We start from the raw sequence: 15,800 nt of genomic DNA, 5'->3' as shown, positions 1-15,800 counted from the left end.
TAGGTATATTTTATTCATCAAGACAACAAAAAAGCACATCAGATTTCGACCCCCGATGTGCTTTGCAAACAAACTGCGAGATAAGTATGAAACAAAACACTATCCCTAGTCAAACGACTGCACGCTTATATCAACACCCTACTGTTGAAGAACAGCGCCCTTCTCGTTTCGCGGCTTTCAAAGCTAATTCAATCGACTTTCTAAAGTTTATTGCCCTTTCTGTAATCCTTTGGGTAGTCATCTCATCTTTTATCACTTGGATGTTTGGTGGCTAATCATGACAAACTTCAAAAAACACCCTGATGGCTACAAGTCATATTTAGGCCGTGATGAAACAGGCCTCTACTCAGTTCGGATCGGCTGGCAAGTATTTGCTTCGAACGCTAATGGCAAAGTGCTTTATAAAATCGCCAAGAATGACGTTAAAACACCTTTAGATGTTGAAAAATTCAAAGCTGATTATCCCAAAGTTTGGGAAGTACTCACCCAAGTAATTAGCTTCCAGCGCACTAAGCAACTAGCTAAAGATCTAGGCGGTTCACATATTCCGTCACATGACCGCAAAAACTATAAGCGTTCTCGCGGCTTCACTGGCTCAAAATAAGGATAATAAAAATGACAGTTTTCTTTAAAAAAGCTGAACGTAAAAATGCGAAATTGCGCTTAGCTATTGCAGGGCCTACAGGCTCAGGTAAAACCTTTACTGCCCTATTACTTGCAAAAGGTATTGGCGGCCGTATTGCCGTAGCTGACACTGAAAATAGTAGCGCTGAGCTATATGAAGATTTAGTTGAATTTGAGCATGCCAACATTCAACCACCATACACACCTGAAAAATTCATTCAGGTAATTAAAGCTGCTGAGCAAGCAAATTTTGACACCCTTATTTTAGACAGTATTACTCATGAATGGTCTGGTGTTGGCGGTTGTCTTGAGATTGTTGACCAATTAGCTTCTAATTCATTTAAAGGTAACTCTTGGGGTGCGTGGAGCCAAGTAACTCCCCGCCATCGAAAGTTCATTGATGCAATGTTGCAGTCAAGCATCAACATCATCGTGACCATGCGCTCAAAAATGGAAACCATACAGACCAACGATAACGGCAAAAAGAAAGTTGAAAAAGTTGGTATGAAAGCTGAACAGCGCGATGGTATTGAATATGAATTTACTACTGTTTTAGACCTAACACATGACAATGTTGCGATGGCAACTAAGGACCGTTCCCGTCTGTTCCTAGATCCTCGTCAATTGGGTGAGCATGACGGCATTTTATTAAAACAATGGCTACTCTCAGGATCTGCTAATGCATGTATCAATGGGAATCAATATTTAGAGCTTGAGCATTTAATGCAACAAGCGGGAATTGATATTGCAAATTACTGTGCAAAACGTGGTCTAAATAGTCTTCACGATGTGAAACAGCAAATATTTGAAGAAACGTGTGAAAGTATTAAGAAAATAATTCAACGTACTGAACAAGCTCAACAAGCAAATGAGCAGCAACTCAAAGACCAGCAAGAAAAGACTTTAGAAAACGAGTATCAACTTGCTCTTAAACATATCGAGTCAGCACAATCTTTTGATGATTTGGACTATCCAGTTAATTACTTCAAGGGCACTAAATTCGAGCAAATCATTATTAATGCTTGCACAGCAAAAAAGGATATGGAGGGTTGGAGTGCTTAAGTACCTATATCTTTAGGTATGTTGCCAAACTACATGGCAACGGCACTCTAAGAGGTCGTATTGAAGCGACCTCTGCCCTCCACGCTAAGCAACGTGTCATGCAGAGCAATGAGCTGATTAAAGATGCTCATATCTCTTTACTCAAAAATCAGGCTTCTGCCCGTAAACAAGCTTTTGAGGAAATAAAATAATGAAAGAAGCACTCTACGTAACAAATATTTTATGGTTTTTAGCTTTTTTAATTTTGTATTTTTGGTGAGGTAATCTAAATGAAATGTATTGATAAACAAGCTGAGGTTGAAAAATTTAATGCCGCTAATGATGATGCAGAATTTTCACCTGAATCACTTGCGGCAATACTTGATGTTTCAACTTCATGGTTGCAGAAAAAGCGTTGTGAAGGTGGTGGTATTCCCTTTTCAAAAGTCCACTATCGAAAAATTTTTTATAAAAAAGCAGATGTGTTAGCTTATATTGAACGGCAGCGCATCCAATCCACATCACAAATGGCGGTTTAACCGCCTTTTTTTTGTAAAAATTTAGTAGGCAAACAATAGGCTAAAAACTATTAAAAATAGGCAAATTTGAATAAATAGGCAGATAGTAGGCAAATAACGTATACTGTCGTATCATGACATAAGCTTAAATATTGTTTCAGGTATTTTTATTAAAATACAAATACTTAAGAATACTTTTCATGTGCTTATATATGCTCTAATATCGTTTCGTAGTGCTATAAAATCACTTTTACCCGAGAACTCATCGGGTTCAGGGTAACGACACATGCAGCGGCATCTTCGGAGCATTTATTTTTAACTTTAAGAAAAATTCAAAATATTTATTTTAATTTAGTTTTTCATACAGACCTGTCAGTCTAAAATTTTCTTTTTAAACATTAAATTTCAGATTGGCTGATTAATATATCCCACACCCTCTAATATTATTTTTCATTTCTATTAAGGCACTCTTCATACCAGCCTGTTTGAAAATCTTCTATTGCTTTTCTTTTAAAGAAACTGGTTTTGAATATTTTGGTCGAGTAAGCCGAATTAATTAAATCCTGATAAAGTTGTTTCGCTTTTGGGTCTTCGAGACCATTCGCTATGTGTTGCAAGTCTTGAGATGGAACTTTCTGTTGACGTGCCTCCATGACTGTATGAGCAACTTTTTTCACTACATTACAAATCTCGGGATCATTTACGTTTTCGTCTGCATGACAACTTAAAGCCAAAAAACCAAGAAGAAATAATCTAAACTTCATGTCCCTATCCTATTTTTATAGTTTAAAACGAATGACAGAATTTAATTATTGAAAAAAAGAAATAGAAAATTTCTTACTATTTCTTTTTAAAAGATCACGCTGGATTAATCACGTAAAAATAAACAATAAGCCCACCTAAAACGGTTGAAGCAATTGTTAAGTATGTACCGACCGTATTAAAACTCTGTAAGAATTTCAAGATTTCCATATCTAGAACCCCCTAAATTAGCAACTATAAAGACAAAATGAAATTTACCACAACTTAATAATGCCAATCAATTCACACTTATCGGATTTTTTGAGATTTTAAACACCAATTAATTATTGGTTACACCTAATGGCAAAGGCATCTTTGTAGTAATCAGTTGCACTCTTCAGATCTGACAATAATTTTTCTTCGGTATAAGGTTTGGGTGAAATTTTTATTAATGCAGGCATATATTGGGTCTTATAAACCTCTGGATAATCATGACACAAGATTTTGACTTTAACCTCTTGTGGTGTATTCAGATTATCCAATTGATCTAAAAACTCTCCAATTTTACGGTCAGACTCTTCAAATTGAGCTTTATAGTCAACTTCAGCCGCTTCAGGTTCTGTTTGTTTTGTGCACCCACCAAGCATCAATACAGCGCTTATTGTAATGGTTAAATTTTTTAACTTCATAGGCTTAACAATTTCACATTTATCTTTTTAAATATTCTTATCTCATTAAATGTAAATAAATACTGGTAATACGTAAAGAAATAGAATTTTTTTTCGCTAAAGAAAATAGATCAGATCTATTTGAGACAATTAATCAGTTAAATTTAAAGTTATTTTCTAATTACTCTTCTATTTTCATAAAGCTATAAAAAATAGGTATAATTTTTCTCGACTGATCTCAAATCTTTGTTAGATTTACACATGAATGAACTTAGTTTTATTAGAAAAAATTTAAGATCTAAAAGACGCTCTTTAACCCAATTGGAGCAAAAACAAGCTCAGCTTAATGTTCTCCATTATCTAAATACCCTTGCTATTTTTCATTCATCAAAAAAAATTGGTTTATATTTACATGCCTTTGGAGAAATCCATACCGACCTTCTCATAAAGTTATGTTTTAAAAAGAATAAGAAAGTTTACTTACCTATGATTTGTTCTATGAATCAAAATTTAGTTTGGGTAAAAATATCTAAAAACCAATATTTAAATCGACGTTTTTCTCATCATCCATTGGGTATGAAAGAACCTATGGCAACAAGAGGAAAACATGTATCTAAACTTGATTTACTGTTAATGCCACTTTTAGCGTGTGATCAATACGGTACGCGTATTGGTATGGGAGGTGGTTATTATGACCGTACATTGGCAAGTGCAAAACACAAGCCTTATCGTTTGGGTGTGGCCCATCAATTTCAATTTATTGAGCATACTTTAAAACGTCAAAGTTGGGATCAACCCTTAGATGCTTTACTCACCCCTCAACATATTTATTATTTTAAAAGATAATCCTTATATAAAAACAATTTAAATTCAATAACTTAAAATCAACCTTTACTTTTCATGCCTCTAAAATCATAAAAGTAACCACCCTAAGGATGGTTACTTTTAAGTGACAGACCGCTTTACCAACTTATATTAACACGCCTATTTAATGTTCAATATCGAATAAGTTTTGCATTATTGTTAACAATACATTGCTTATAAATGGCATAAAAAACTGCTTACTTTCCATCCAAACGGTTTTTTTGTTATATGAATATTTCATAATTATTAAGCTAAATTACTTATCCTTGCTACAAAATTTTATTCTTCTTAAGAATTAATTCATTGATTCATAATATTTTTAAAAAAAGTTGACTAAATTAGTCATTTTTTCCACATTTTCTATTGAAAGGCCCTTGTAATTTTCAAAATACACATCACTATAAAAACATGGCAACCTCGTTGTCACTCATTAGGAGTGCCCATGTCTGAACTTATTATGAATGAAAAAACTGACTTAGAGCCTCAGGTTCCAAGTGTATTACCACTTTTAGCGTTACGTGATGTAGTGGTCTATCCACACATGCAAATTGCGTTATTCGTGGGTCGTGAAAAATCGATCAATGCAGTTGATGTGGCTCGTAACAGTGACAATTTAGTATTTGTAGTTGCGCAAAAAGATTCGCTTACAGAAGATATTGATCACGATAACCTTTATCAGTACGGAACTGTCGCTAAGATTGTTCAGGTCGTAAATCATGAAAATGATGAAAACTGCATCAAAGTACTGATTGAAGGGTTACAGCGCTCTAAGCTTGAAAAAATTATCGATGAAGATAGCCATTTGACTGCTGAACATAGCTTAAGTCCAATGACAATTAACGTAGATAAAGCTACTCAAGAAACTCGTTTACAAGAGTTACGTACTTTATTTGCTCAATATGCTGAAGCAAAATTACGTAATGCACGTGAACTGGTTGCAGCTGCTAATAAAATTGAAGACTTGCTACAGCTTATGTTCTTCGTGGCAACACGTGTGCCTCTAAATATTGAAATTAAACAGAAGTTTTTAGAGCACGATGAGTTTGAAGCACATTTGCAAGAGCTTATGAGCTACTTGGTGAATCAATCTGCAGAACAGCAAATTGAACAAACTTTGCATGACAGCGTAAAACGCCAAATGGAAAAAAACCAACGTGAATACTTTCTAAATGAAAAAATGAAAGTCATTCAACGTGAACTTTCTGACATGAATGGCGGCGCTGAAGATGACGTTGCTGAAATAGAAAAACGTCTTGCTGAAGCTGATTTACCTGAACACGTACGTAAAAAAGCTGAAGCTGAGTTCCGTAAGCTTAAAGCAATGCAACCAGCATCTAGTGAAGCGGCTGTTGTACGTAACTATCTAGAAGTAATTTTAGATACGCCGTGGAATAAAGCGAGCAAAGTGAGTATTAACCTTGCGAAAGCTCAAGAGATTCTTGATACAGATCACTACGGCTTAGATGACGTTAAAGATCGTATTGTTGAATACTTGGCTGTTCAGTCTCGTGTTAAAAAACTCAAAGGTCCGATTCTATGTTTAGTAGGCCCTCCTGGTGTCGGTAAAACTTCACTTGGTGAGTCAGTTGCAAAAGCAACAGGTCGTGAATTTGTTCGTATGGCGCTTGGTGGCGTACGTGACGAAGCAGAGATTCGTGGTCACCGTCGTACTTATATTGGCGCGATGCCAGGTAAAATCGTGCAGTCTTTAACAAAAGTTGGCGTGAAGAACCCATTGTTCTTACTCGACGAAATTGACAAGATGGCGCAAGACTACCGTGGTGATCCAGCTTCTGCATTACTTGAAGTATTAGATCCATCACAAAACAGTAAGTTCAACGATCACTATTTAGATCTTGATCTTGACCTGTCTGAAGTGATGTTTATCTGTACTGCAAACAGTATGAATATTCCTGAAGCATTGCTTGACCGTATGGAAGTTATTCGTCTACCGGGTTATACCGAAGATGAAAAAGTGAACATTGCTGAACGTTACCTTGTTCCAAAAGCGATTAAGAACAATGGTCTGCGTGCAAAAGAGTTAACAATTCATGAAGAAGCGATTCGTGATATTGTTCAGCGCTATACACGTGAAGCTGGTGTACGTAGTTTAGAACGTGAAGTGTCTAAAATTGCGCGTAAAGTGGTAAAAGAAGCCGTAAGTAAAAAGTCTAAAAACTTACAGCTTGATATTACCTCTGCCAATCTTCCAGAATACTTAGGTCCACACAAGTTTGACTTTGGTATTGCAGAAGATGAAGCGCAAGTAGGCCGCGTAAATGGTCTAGCTTGGACATCTGTAGGTGGTGAGTTGCTTACCATTGAAGTTGCAGCTGTCAAAGGTAAAGGTAAATTCATTACCACTGGTTCTCTCGGTGATGTCATGAAAGAGTCTATTACCACAGCAATGACTTTAGTACGTACGCGTGCCGATGAGCTAGGTATTGAGGCTTCTCGTTTTGAAGAAACTGATGTACACGTTCACTTACCAGAAGGTGCGACACCAAAAGATGGTCCATCTGCTGGTTTAGCGTTAACCACTGCCCTTGTATCAGCATTTACAGGTATTGCGATTCGTCCAGATATTGCAATGACTGGTGAAACAAGTTTAGGTGGTCGTGCAATGCGTATTGGTGGCTTAAAAGAAAAACTTCTTGCAGCACACCGCGGTGGGATCAAACTTGTATTTATTCCACAAGACAATGTTCGTGATTTGGCAGAAATTCCAGCCAATGTTAAAGAAGGTTTAGAAATCAAAGCTGTAAAAAGTATTGATGACATCTTACCTTTAGCATTAGTCTCAATGCCAAAGCCTTTACCTAAAACACCGATTGTAAAACCGGTGGAAGGTTCAAAAGCAGCACGTCACTAATTGAAATGTGAAAAAAGAGAGCTTCGGCTCTCTTTTTTTTGTTACACAATTTGATTGAAAAATATCCAACCATCCTCATAATAGGTATTAAGAGTATTTAATTAAATTAAGTATTCTTCGTTATCTGTTGTTTTATAGATAGCCTTGTTTTTATTCTCTATGATCATCTGAACTCCAGACAGATGATCATTTGATCGCAGTCCAACACCGTTTTTTGGACTGCGTTTTTTATGCCTATTTTACTACCACGAACTTATCTCTTCCTCAGGTATAATGCGCAAGCTGCTTTGAATGAATAGATAACATGAAAATTCGTATTCTGACCATTGGTCAAAAAATGCCTGCTTGGGTTCTCACTGGGTTTGAAGATTATTTCAAACGCATCCAGCCTTTTGTGCAAACTCAAGTCATTGAACTTCCTATGGCCAAACGTGGTAAGAATGATTCAGAAGCAGATATTTTAAAGTATTGCCAAATTGAAGGCGAAAGTATTCTAAATGCATTAAAACCAAATGAAACTTTAATTGCCCTAGAAGTCGGTGGTCGAGAACTCAGTACAGAAAAATTAGCTGACACCATGAAACAGTGGATGCTTGAAGGTAATGATGTAGTACTCGCCATTGGTGGACCAGATGGTTTATCGGATCAGGTACGCAAAGCTGCGGCATGGCATTGGTCACTCTCAAAACTAACAATGCCACATCCTTTGGTACGGGTTTTATTAATTGAACAACTATATCGAGCGATGACTATTAATCATAATCATCCCTATCACCGTGCATAAAAACAACAACCGTTTCATTTTAGGAACAATCCGTTGAAATCAGGATACTTTTAACATGTCCTGATTTTGGCATAATGACTATCTATTATTCTGTTTTTCAACTCAGGTGTAATGCAATGGAACTACAAACCCTTCCTGGACTGTTTATTTCACATGGTTCACCCATGCTTGCACTTGACCCAGAACAAGTAGGACCTGCTCTACATCGTTTAGGTGCAAATCTTCCTACACCAAAGGCAATCATTGTGATGTCAGCACATTGGGAAAGTAAAGCACTTGAGGTTTGTATTGCGACGCGTCCTGAAACATGGCATGACTTCCGCGGCTTTCCTAAAGAATTATATGAAATTCGCTACAGCGCACCTGGGCAGCCAGCGCTCGCCGAAGAAATCTTAAAACTACTGGCAGATGCTCATTTTGTTGCCCATGCGAATAGTACACGTCCTCGTGACCATGGTGTATGGATGCCTCTATTGCATATGTACCCTGACGCTGATATTCCTGTAGTCGAAATTTCTTTGCCAACCAATTTAAGCGCACAAGAAATTTATCGTATAGGACAAACTCTCGCACCTTTACGTGACAAACAAGTTCTACTCATTGGTTCAGGCAGCATTACCCATAATCTTGCAGAGTTATCTTGGCAAGGAGACAACTCTAAAGTTCCTGAATGGGCTTCAACTTTTAGAAATGCTGTTGTTAATAAACTTACCCATCAAGATTATGATGGTGTACTGGAATGGCAGTCATTGCCTTATGTAAAACGTAATCATCCTACCCTTGAACATTTTGCGCCTTTGTTTTTTGCTATGGGCACAGGCAATCGCTTTACGATTGTTCACAGCAGCTTCACAATGGGCTCACTAGGCATGGATATCTATCGTTTTGATTAATTATTAGCAAATACCCCGTTTTTCGGGGTATACCATTATTTTTGTTGAAAATTAGAATAACTTACAAACTTATACATTTTAAAAACCGAAACAATCAAATGTTTACATTTTCTTTTTTTAAGAATGTTTTAAGCTTATTGCTGTTGTTTTTTTACTTGAAGTTTTTAAATGAAAATTAAATATTTAATTCTTGCGTTATTACCTTTTTCTTTGATGGCGTGTCAAACAGTTACAAATACTCCAGCTCCGATTGTATCTGAGCAACAACAAAACCTTGCAGCCACTTTAGGTGAATATGCTTGGACTTATCAAAATGTAAAAGCTTCTAAACCACTTATTCTTAACTTTAATGCAGATGGCAAATTAGCAATCAATACAGGTTGTAATGGCCAAGGTGGTACTTGGAAAGTTGAAGGTAACCAACTTGTTACTTCTAACCTTGTTTCAACGATGATGGCTTGCCAAGATGATCTAATGAAACAAGAACAACTTTCTACTAGCATCTTTAATGAAGCAAAATTACCAATCGAAATTAGCAACAATAATGGTCAGGTGATTTTAAGCGTGACAGATAAAACTGGTCAAAAGCACATTTTCCAAGGTCAAAAAGCAGTTAATACTCAAGCTTTAACAGATTATTCTTGGTCTTATCAACCTGAAAATACAAAAAAACCAATCGTTCTTAACTTTGCCAATGATCGTTTATCTATCGCAACAGGTTGTAACCGCCAAGGAACAACTTGGAAAGTTGAAAATAATACGATTGTAACGGCTGACGTAATGTCAACTATGATGGCTTGTGAACCTGCTTTAATGAAACAGGAACAATTTTCTAGCAGCCTCTTCCAAAAGCGTGCAATTCCATTTGAGCTTAATACAACAAATGTTGATCAACCAACATTAACGGTAACTGATGCGCAAGGTCAAAAATATACCTTTACTGGTAAAATGACACCTGAAGCAAAATATCAATCTGAAGGGAAAACTATTTTCCTAGAAGTTGCTCCACAAACTAAATCATGTACTGGTGTAGCACCACAAACATGTATGCAAGTTCGTGAAATTAAATATGATGACAAAGGTGTTAAAACTTACGCTGATAAAAACTGGTCATTATATTATGGTCAAATTGAAGGTTTTGAACATAATCCAGACCAACGCGTAATTTTACGTGTAAAACGTTTTGAAGTGAAAAATCCAGCAGCAGACCAATCTAGCCTAGCAGATGTGTTAGATATGGTTGTAGAGCAAGAGTTAGTTAAAAAACCTAAAAAATAAGTTTTTAGACTAAAAAAATCCGATGCTTATGCATCGGATTTTTTTATTTCTATTCTTAGAAAATACCTTGAGCAAGCATTGCATCAGCTACTTTTACAAAGCCTGCAATATTGGCGCCATCAACATAGTTAACAGTACCGTCTTCTTTTGTACCGTATCTTACACAATTAGCATGAATGTCTTTCATAATTGCATGTAGACGCTCATCAACCTCAGCATGTGTCCAGCTTAAACGAATTGCGTTTTGAGACATTTCTAAACCAGACGTTGCGACACCACCTGCATTAGATGCTTTTCCTGGCGCATACAAAATTTTGGCTTTGATAAAGTGTTCAACTGCCTCAAGTGTAGATGGCATATTAGCGCCTTCAGCCACGCAAATTACACCGTTAGAAATAAGCGTTTTAGCATCATCACCTGTTAATTCATTTTGCGTCGCACATGGCAAAGCAATGTCTACAGGAATATGCCAAGGGGTTTTCCCTTCAAAATACTCAAAACCATGTTTAGAAGCAAACTCGGAAATACGGCCACGCTTAACGTTTTTAAGATTCATCACTTCATCAAGTAATTCATCTGTAAAACCATTTTTCACATAAACAGTTCCGTTAGAGTCAGATAAAGTAACAACTTTTGCCCCTAAGAACATGGCCTTCTCTGCCGCATATTGCGCAACATTACCCGAACCAGAAACAGAGACTGTTTTACCAACGAAAGACTGGCCACGCGCTTTTAGCATTTCTTCTGCAAAATAAACCGTACCATAGCCAGTTGCTTCTGGGCGCATTAAGCTACCACCAAATGAAATTCCCTTACCAGTAAAGACACATGCTGTGTCGTTACTCAGCTTTTTCATCATGCCTGCCATATAACCGACTTCACGCGCGCCCACGCCAATATCTCCCGCAGGAATATCAGTATTCGGACCCAAATGACGGTATAGCTCAATCATTAATGCCTGACAGAATCTCATAATTTCAGCATCAGATTTACCTTTAGGATCGAAATCTGAACCACCTTTTCCCCCACCCATTGGTAAGGTTGTAAGTGAGTTTTTAAAAGTCTGCTCAAAACCTAAAAATTTTAAAATTGATAGATTGACCGATGGATGGAAACGCATTCCACCTTTGAATGGACCAATTGCTGAATTATATTGAACACGGAAAGCTCTGTTAACTTGAGTCTGACCTTGATCATTCATCCATGAAACACGAAATTGAATCACACGCTCTGGTTCAACAAGGCGTTCTAACAATCCCTGCTCTGCATACTCTGGATTTTTTTCAATAAATGGCCACAAGCTCATCATGACTTCTTCGACAGCTTGCAAAAATTCAGGTTGATGCGGATCACGCGCTTGCACGTAATTCAGGAATTCATTCAGATTGTTGTATTTCAATGCACGGTCCTCAGCATAGTCATGAATTAAATTGGTGCAATACATTATTAAATGCATCATTTAGCAGCAAAATATTAAATCCCTTTCCATCAATTTTAACAATAGTTATTTTAAATTATTTTATTCATCTTAATTATCAAAAACTTATTTTTAGAAAAACTACTCAAAGATAAGAAATAGTAATTTAACTCTTCACTTTTATTGATCTATTATTGTGCAATATTAGCTACATTTTAGGTCAATTAAAAACCCGATAAATTCGTTAAAATCCATTGACCTTACTTAGGTTTTTCTTCATTATCGCATCGTTTTAACCAAGCTATTTGCCCACTATGAATTCATCTATTTCTCTCATACGCGAGATTGATGCGTTATTACCACAAACACAATGTGGTCTATGTGGACATCGTGATGGATGTCTACCCTACGCAAAGTCGATTGCTGAAGGTGAAGAAGCAAATAAATGTGTTCCAGGTGGACAACCTGTTGCTGATGCACTGGCAAAGCTACTCAATCGCTCTCCATTAACCGCTGAAAGTAGCGTATGGCCTGTACAAACAGATGGTCGCCCGCAGCGAATGAAAGCGATTATTCGTGAAGATGAATGTATTGGCTGCACCAAATGTATTAGTGCTTGTCCTGTAGATGCTATTATTGGCAGTGGTAAGCTCATGCATACCATCTTGACCGACTTATGTACGGGTTGTGAGTTATGCATTCCACCTTGTCCAGTAGACTGCATTGATCTGGTTGAGGACACGCAAGCCTTACCAAATGAACAACAGCGTGCCGCAGAACAAAATGATTTAAGGCAACGCTACTACTCACATATTCAACGTGAAGAAAAGCGTCGCAGTCACCGTAAAGGTCCTGTGGTACGCGCTGAAATTGACACGCAACTGTTTGCTCAGTTCTCTCAGGTACTTGATGAACTACCTTCAATTGAGCTCATCGAGAAACCTAAAGAAGCCGTGTTAACTGATGCAAAAACTACAATTGAGTTAGCCAAAATCCGCACCCAAATTAAGAAACTGGAAAAACAGCTAGGTGTGCGTGAAGATGCTAAAAAGCGTCTTCAACTCGAAGAATTACAACAGCAACTCATGCAACTACAGGAGGTCTGAATGGCTGTCAAAAATATGACGAAAAAGCAGATTCAAATTTTCTTTGAACGCCTTCGCGAACAACGGCCGTCACCTCAAACCGAGTTAAAATATTCATCTTCTTTTGAGTTACTTATTGCTGTTATGTTGTCAGCTCAAGCTACCGACGTGAGTGTGAATAAGGCAACTGATAAACTTTACCCTGTGGCCAACACCGCTGAGAAAATCTATAACTTGGGCGTAGATGGCTTAAAGGAATATATTAAAACAATTGGTCTTTACAACGCCAAAGCCGAAAATGTCATTAAAACCTGTAAGATTTTAATGGAACAATTTAACGGCGAAGTTCCAAGCAACAGAAAAGACTTAGAAGCCTTGCCGGGTGTTGGGCGTAAAACTGCAAATGTTGTTTTAAATACAGCTTTTGGACAACCGACTATGGCAGTCGATACACATATTTTCCGAGTGGGAAATCGAACTGGCTTAGCCGTAGGTAAAAATGTACTTGAAGTTGAGCACCGCTTAATTAAGGTCATTCCTAAAGAATTTATTTTAGATTCACATCACTGGCTCATATTACACGGCCGTTATTGTTGTATAGCCCGTAAACCTAAATGTGCAGAATGTGTGGTTGCAGATGTTTGCAACTGGCCCGACCGTTTCGAATTTGGTGCGCAAAAACAAATTACTATTAAAAATATTGAAGCTTAAAAATATGGTTGGGTATAGGTAACATACCCAATCAAACTTACTTTAGACGCTTGTTCTGATTACGCTCTTCTTTTGCTTGTTTTTGTACCTGCCTAAGCATTTTATAGCTCTGATAACCCAAAAATATGACGAGTGCCAGACTTAGCAATACCACCAAAATCAATATGATTTTCATATTGTTCTCCTGCACTGAATGAAAGAAAAGAGCCCTCATGATGAGAGCTCCTTGTCACAAATAATATTTTAATTATTTATCTAAAATATTAAACAAGTCTGTTTGTACATCTTCAATTGTACGTAAACCATTAAGCTTGTCATAAGTCGGTGCATTCTCACCAGATGCAGCACGGCTTTGATAGAAGCCAACCAATTGCTCGGTTTCTGTATGATAAGACGCTAAACGTTTACGGATCGTTTCTTCTTGGTCATCTGGACGTTGAACAAGATCTTCACCAGTTTCATCATCTTTACCTTCCACTTTAGGTGGGTTGTAAACTGTATGATAAACACGGCCAGAAGCTGGATGCTGACGACGACCAGAAAGACGTTGTACGATTTCTTCATCAGGAACATCAATTTCAATCACGTGATCAATGCTAATCCCTTCTTTTTCCAAAGCTTCAGCTTGTGGAATAGTACGTGGGAAGCCATCGAAAATGCAGCCATTTGCACAGTCAGGTTGAGCAATACGTTCTTTTACTAAACCGATAATAAGTTCATCTGAAACCAAACCACCAGATTCCATTACACTTTTAGCTTTTAGACCTAATTCAGTACCTTCACGAATTGCAGCACGGAGCATATCACCGGTTGAAATTTGTGGGACATTGTAGCGCTTACAGATCAACTGAGCCTGAGTCCCTTTGCCTGCCCCAGGTGGTCCGAGTAAGATAATGCGCATAAAAAACATCCTCATTTAAAACAATGAATGTGAAGCCTGGCAGAAAAAGTCTCATTAATCTTCAATAGATCCTGCCCGACGTCGAATTATAAGAAAGCCACAAACAAATGTATTGTACCAGCAATAAATCCGGTTACCCCACCTAGTACAATAAGAATCCACTCATCCTCCTGAAATGCAGGACGCAATAAATTCTGAAACTCTTTTGGTGTCAGTTCGCGAATACGCTCTTTAAACATTTGAAAAATCTTCTGTGCCCGGCTTGCGTTCAGCGCTGGGTCACATACGGGTCCCATCGTAATTTCAATTGAACGATCAATCAAGTCCGTCTTTAACCTTGCGTACTCTCTTGGCCCTAAAGAAAGCTGTAAAGATGTACGAACTAACGGTGTTTCCATGATTTCGTTAATATGACGCTTCACAATACGGCGGGTTTTATCTTTACGCGGCCCGTACATCATTTCGGTCATAATCGATTTTAACGTAATCAAATCTTCTGTTACTACGCTTGAAAACACATCAGAGACTTCCTCTTGACGCTTCATGAAAGCACCTTGGAAATTATAGGTCCCAATTCGAAGAACCGGTACAATCCAAGGAAACTTACGATCTTTTGTTAACCTAAAAATCTGTGGGTAACGAATATAATGTGGTTCAAGAGGGTTAAACACCATCCAGATTGCAATCCAGTTCGTTAAAAACCCCCAAATTGAAGCCCAAAACGGGACTGTCCAGTGCCAAGGTACGACAAACCAAACAATCATTTGGAAAATACCAAAGAACATTCCAATTAAAGCGCTAATATGCCAAATAAAGTTGATTTCTTTTTGTCCAACTTTTAAAAACATACGTACCATCAAACGGCGATCACCTTCCATCTGGCTCACCACCATTTCACGCATATTAACCAGTGACTCGACGTTCATGGTCAGCTCAGTCACTAATTCTCTTAACACGCCTGGTAATTGCTTATGCGCCTGAGCATAAATACGGCGTTTAATTGAATAAGGTAAGTTTTCCCAAAGTACAGCATTACGATCGATCATGACCTCATCAATAAGATGTTCAAGTTCAAACCCAACCTGCTCACCAATAATGCGTGCCATATCTTCAGGATCCATTGCTTCTAAAAATTCACGCAATGAACCTAATTTAGATAAAGTATTGTCGGTAATAATACCTGAGATACGTCCAGCCTTACGTGGCACAATACCTTGCCAACCTACTGGTAATGGACCTAAGTGGAAACCCCAAAATTTAATTGGGTAAAACACCATTTTTAAAGCCATCCACACGTGTGCCCATGTAACAAAGGCAGTGACTGGAATAATACTCAAAACGGCCCAAAAATCAGGTCTGTGTAAAAAGGTCTGCCACAATCCGCTGACGTACTCTAACATGTA

19 protein-coding genes are annotated in these 15,800 nt (G+C 37.6%); 12 read left to right on the top strand and 7 right to left on the bottom strand.

The annotated features are described in order from the left end of the window. Nucleotides 1-86: 86 nt before the first annotated feature. The 5 genes from ACLBWE_RS08185 to ACLBWE_RS08165 all read left to right on the top strand — a co-directional run bounded on the left by ACLBWE_RS08185 (nt 87) and on the right by ACLBWE_RS08165 (nt 2,204). Complete coding sequence (locus tag ACLBWE_RS08185; protein ID WP_447602191.1) at nt 87-275, top strand: hypothetical protein; 189 nt, start codon at nt 87-89, stop codon at nt 273-275. A 2-nt stretch (nt 276-277) separates the two neighbouring features. Beyond that, nucleotides 278-604, top strand: coding sequence for a hypothetical protein (locus ACLBWE_RS08180; RefSeq protein ID WP_447602189.1), 327 nt, complete (start codon nt 278-280; stop codon nt 602-604). 11 nt (nt 605-615) lie between these two features. Further along, nucleotides 616-1,686, top strand: a complete 1,071-nt coding sequence (locus tag ACLBWE_RS08175; protein ID WP_447602187.1) for an ATP-binding protein — start codon at nt 616-618, stop codon at nt 1,684-1,686. Further along, a complete protein-coding gene (locus ACLBWE_RS08170; RefSeq protein WP_447602185.1) occupies nt 1,674-1,877 on the top strand; it encodes a hypothetical protein in 204 nt (67 codons plus the stop codon). Before ACLBWE_RS08175 ends, ACLBWE_RS08170 begins: the two co-directional genes overlap by 13 nt. Before the next feature lie 78 nt (nt 1,878-1,955). Next, a complete protein-coding gene (locus ACLBWE_RS08165) occupies nt 1,956-2,204 on the top strand; it encodes a helix-turn-helix domain-containing protein (RefSeq protein WP_447602183.1) in 249 nt (82 codons plus the stop codon). Nucleotides 2,205-2,626: 422 nt separating this feature from the next. Here the strand turns inward: ACLBWE_RS08165 and ACLBWE_RS08160 are convergent, their stop codons facing one another. The 3 genes from ACLBWE_RS08160 to ACLBWE_RS08150 form a co-directional block, all read right to left on the bottom strand. After that, nucleotides 2,627-2,947 (bottom strand): hypothetical protein, encoded by a 321-nt coding sequence (locus ACLBWE_RS08160; protein WP_045434513.1) that lies wholly within the window; start codon nt 2,945-2,947, stop codon nt 2,627-2,629. Between the two features lie 94 nt (nt 2,948-3,041). Further along, nucleotides 3,042-3,155 carry a hypothetical protein gene (locus ACLBWE_RS08155; protein WP_080758504.1) on the bottom strand — a complete coding sequence of 38 codons (114 nt, stop codon included), beginning with the start codon at nt 3,153-3,155 and terminating at the stop codon, nt 3,042-3,044. 113 nt (nt 3,156-3,268) lie between these two features. Continuing rightward, entirely contained in the window at nt 3,269-3,613 is a 345-nt protein-coding gene (locus tag ACLBWE_RS08150; protein WP_447602180.1) for a hypothetical protein, read from the bottom strand. 240 nt (nt 3,614-3,853) lie between these two features. Between ACLBWE_RS08150 and ACLBWE_RS08145 the strand changes: the two genes are divergently transcribed. The 5 genes from ACLBWE_RS08145 (at nt 3,854) to ACLBWE_RS08125 (ending at nt 10,283) form a co-directional block, all read left to right on the top strand. Next, complete coding sequence (locus ACLBWE_RS08145; protein WP_447602178.1) at nt 3,854-4,438, top strand: 5-formyltetrahydrofolate cyclo-ligase; 585 nt, start codon at nt 3,854-3,856, stop codon at nt 4,436-4,438. 460 nt (nt 4,439-4,898) lie between these two features. Continuing rightward, nucleotides 4,899-7,328, top strand: a complete 2,430-nt coding sequence (lon, locus tag ACLBWE_RS08140) for an endopeptidase La (RefSeq protein WP_045434518.1) — start codon at nt 4,899-4,901, stop codon at nt 7,326-7,328. Nucleotides 7,329-7,632: 304 nt separating this feature from the next. Next, a complete protein-coding gene (gene rlmH / locus ACLBWE_RS08135; protein WP_003652981.1) occupies nt 7,633-8,112 on the top strand; it encodes a 23S rRNA (pseudouridine(1915)-N(3))-methyltransferase RlmH in 480 nt (159 codons plus the stop codon). 116 nt (nt 8,113-8,228) lie between these two features. Then, entirely contained in the window at nt 8,229-9,005 is a 777-nt protein-coding gene (locus ACLBWE_RS08130) for a DODA-type extradiol aromatic ring-opening family dioxygenase (protein ID WP_270902927.1), read from the top strand. A 168-nt stretch (nt 9,006-9,173) separates the two neighbouring features. Next, a complete protein-coding gene (locus ACLBWE_RS08125; protein WP_447602175.1) occupies nt 9,174-10,283 on the top strand; it encodes an META domain-containing protein in 1,110 nt (369 codons plus the stop codon). A 55-nt stretch (nt 10,284-10,338) separates the two neighbouring features. Here the strand turns inward: ACLBWE_RS08125 and gdhA are convergent, their stop codons facing one another. Then, entirely contained in the window at nt 10,339-11,742 is a 1,404-nt protein-coding gene (gdhA, locus tag ACLBWE_RS08120; RefSeq protein WP_447602173.1) for an NADP-specific glutamate dehydrogenase, read from the bottom strand. A gap of 272 nt (nt 11,743-12,014) precedes the next feature. Here gdhA and ACLBWE_RS08115 point away from each other — a divergent pair, with 272 nt between their 5' ends. After that, on the top strand, nt 12,015-12,806 hold the full coding sequence (locus ACLBWE_RS08115; protein WP_447602171.1) for an RnfABCDGE type electron transport complex subunit B: 792 nt from the start codon (nt 12,015-12,017) through the stop codon (nt 12,804-12,806). Beyond that, the gene (gene nth / locus ACLBWE_RS08110; protein WP_017391676.1) at nt 12,807-13,496 is read left to right on the top strand and encodes an endonuclease III; all 690 of its coding nucleotides are present in this window, start codon (nt 12,807-12,809) and stop codon (nt 13,494-13,496) included. 37 nt (nt 13,497-13,533) lie between these two features. On the opposite strand, the gene ACLBWE_RS08105 is transcribed toward nth, so the two are convergent. From ACLBWE_RS08105 to ACLBWE_RS08095, 3 genes are all read right to left on the bottom strand, one after another. After that, nucleotides 13,534-13,671, bottom strand: coding sequence for a hypothetical protein (locus tag ACLBWE_RS08105; protein WP_003652992.1), 138 nt, complete (start codon nt 13,669-13,671; stop codon nt 13,534-13,536). Between the two features lie 72 nt (nt 13,672-13,743). Next, the gene (gene adk, locus ACLBWE_RS08100; protein WP_003652994.1) at nt 13,744-14,397 is read right to left on the bottom strand and encodes an adenylate kinase; all 654 of its coding nucleotides are present in this window, start codon (nt 14,395-14,397) and stop codon (nt 13,744-13,746) included. Between the two features lie 86 nt (nt 14,398-14,483). After that, entirely contained in the window at nt 14,484-15,797 is a 1,314-nt protein-coding gene (locus ACLBWE_RS08095; protein ID WP_133746558.1) for a hypothetical protein, read from the bottom strand. Between the last annotated feature and the right edge of the window lie 3 nt (nt 15,798-15,800).

It is taken from the genome of Acinetobacter sp. M5A5_2a, from assembly GCF_053345265.1.
This window is presented reverse-complemented; position numbering and strand designations above follow the sequence as displayed.